The following is a 2,515-nucleotide window of genomic DNA, read 5'->3' as shown; positions in this document are numbered from 1 at the left end:
ATAAGTATCTCAGTTTCATTGTCTAGTGCTGAAGTAGCTTCATCTAATATTAATATTGGTGGATTTTTCAAAAACAGCCTTGCAATAGATATTCTTTGTTTTTGACCTCCAGATAATCTAACTCCCTTTTCTCCTATGTCGGTATCGTATCCTTGTGGAAGTGACTCTATAAATTCGTGAATACTAGCACTTTTAGCAGCCTTTATTATCTCATCTTCACTAGCTTTAGGATTTCCATATAAAATATTTTCTTTTATAGTCCCAGTAAATAAGAATACATCTTGTTGTACAAGGCCTATATTTGATCTCAAGCTTTTTAGTTTTATATCTTTTATATTTATATCATCAATAAATATATCTCCATTTTGTGTTTCATAAAACCTAGGAACCAAGTGACAAAGAGTAGTTTTACCTGCTCCAGATGGCCCTACTAGTGCAACAGTTTTACCTGATTCTATTCTTATATTAACATTTCTAAGCACAGTATCTTCATCATCACTATAGCTAAATGATACATTTTTAAATTCTATCTTTCCTTTTGGATCTTTTAGTTCTATAGCATCTTTTCTATCTATTATATTTGGTTTTATTTCCATTATCTCTAAAAATCTTTTAAACCCTGTCATACCGTCTTGAAATTGTTCAGTAAATTGAGTAAGTCTTTTTAAAGGTTCCATAAAGAAGTTTACATAAAGCGTAAATGAAAAAAGGTCTCCAAAGTTTAGAATATCTAAATATACAAAGTATCCTCCTACACTTATTACTAAAAGATTTAATACATTTGTCATAATTCCCATAACTGATGTAAATTCAGCCATTACTTTATAAGCTTCTCTTCTTGCATTACTAAAAGCGTAGTTTCCTTGGTTAAATTTTTCTATTTCATATTCTTCATTTGTAAAGCTTTTTGCAACTCTTGCACCAGATATACTATTTTCAAGTTGTGAGTTTATATCTGCTATTTTCATTCTTACCTTTTTAAAAGACTCAGACATTTTCTTTCTTTTAACTATAACATATCCAAGCATTATAGGTATAAAGGCAAATAATATTAAAGTAAGTCTCCATTCAATAGTAAGTAATATTAGGAAAGAACCTATTAACATTACCAAGGAAATAAACAAATCTTCTGGACCATGGTGTGCTAATTCTGTAATATCTCTTAAATCATTTACTATTCTAGACATAATATGTCCTGTTTTATTTTTATCATAATAGCTAAATGGCAATGTTTGAAGGTGTGTAAATACATCACTTCTCATGTCTCTTTCTATTTTAACTCCAAGTAGATGGCCCCAATAAGCTACTATATAAAAGCTTATAAATCTTATTAAAAATAGGACTGCCATAAATATAGTCCATTTAAATAATAAGTCCATCCTACCATCTGGAATAATTTCGTTTATCATCTTCCTACTGAACATAGGAAAAATTAAGTCAGCAGCAGATATTAATAGCGCAAAAAACATATCTATAAAAAATAGTTTTTTATGTGGTTTATAATACGATATAAATTTTCTTAACAAATAATCTCTTCCTCCTATTAAAATTAATCTTGCCCCCCTATAATTATAGCACTTTTTATAAATTTGTCACCTCTAATATAGATTAAAGTATACTTATATTATAATTAGTTAATTGTTATAAAATAATTTTATGATAAGATAATAAAGAAGAAAGTTTTTTATAAACTCTTTCTAATTTTTATTAAAAAACTAATTTATTACTATAAAAAAGAAATGATGTGGAAAAAATGAATTGTATATTATGTGGGAATAATACAGGTTTGTTTCAATTATTCCGGGAAAATAAGTATTATAAATGTAGTGGTTGTAACTCACTAATGTTAGATCCTAAAAACTATATAAATGTAAACCAAGAAAAATCAAGGTATGAAGAACATAATAATGATGTAGAAGATAAGGGCTATCAAAAGTTTGTATCCCCTATCGTTAACAGTATACTTGAAGATTATAAGGCGGAAGATACTGGGCTTGATTTTGGATCAGGCACAGGACCTGTTATATCAAAATTATTAAAAGATAAGGGATATAATATAAAAGAATATGATCCTTTTTTTGCAAATTATCCTAGTAGATTGGAAAAAAGATACGACTATATAGTATGCTGTGAGGTAGTTGAACATTTTCACAGACCCTTAGATGAGTTTAAACTGATGAAATCTCTTTTAAAACCAGGCGGGACTCTTTATATTATGACAAGCATTTATAGTGAAGATATAGATTTTGCTTCCTGGCATTATAAAAATGATATAACTCATGTCTTTTTTTATCATAGAGATGCTTTAGAGTGGATAAAAAACAATCTAGGCTTTTCTTCAATGACCATAGAAAAAGATCTAATTCACTTTAATATCTAGTAAAAATTTGCTAATAATAATTTTTATAAATTTCTTGCAGAATACTAAATTTTATGTTATTATTATCTATTATAGGCCGGTGTGTCGGAACTGGCAGACGAGACAGACTCAAAATCTGTTATCCGCAAGGGTGTG

Annotated in this window: 2 protein-coding genes; one reads left to right on the top strand and one right to left on the bottom strand. The window is 28.3% G+C overall.

Features of this window, described 5'->3' with window-relative positions:
- Window positions 1-1,526: ABC transporter ATP-binding protein (locus ACTHW2_RS12960; RefSeq protein ID WP_442264305.1), on the bottom strand; the 1,526-nt coding region annotated here is incomplete at its 3' end.
- A 227-nt stretch (window positions 1,527-1,753) separates the two neighbouring features.
- Here ACTHW2_RS12960 and ACTHW2_RS12955 point away from each other — a divergent pair.
- A complete protein-coding gene (locus tag ACTHW2_RS12955) occupies window positions 1,754-2,380 on the top strand; it encodes a class I SAM-dependent methyltransferase (RefSeq protein ID WP_442264304.1) in 627 nt (208 codons plus the stop codon).
- Window positions 2,381-2,515: the final 135 nt, after the last annotated feature.

Source organism: Tissierella sp., assembly GCF_052089545.1.
Lineage (GTDB): Bacteria > Bacillota > Clostridia > Tissierellales > Tissierellaceae > Tissierella_A.
This window is presented reverse-complemented; position numbering and strand designations above follow the sequence as displayed.

What these genes read in the sequence shown, in the direction of transcription:
- ACTHW2_RS12955 (WP_442264304.1), top strand. Translation starts at nt 1,754, where the DNA reads ATGAATTGTATATTATGTGGGAATAATACAGGTTTGTTTCAATTATTC.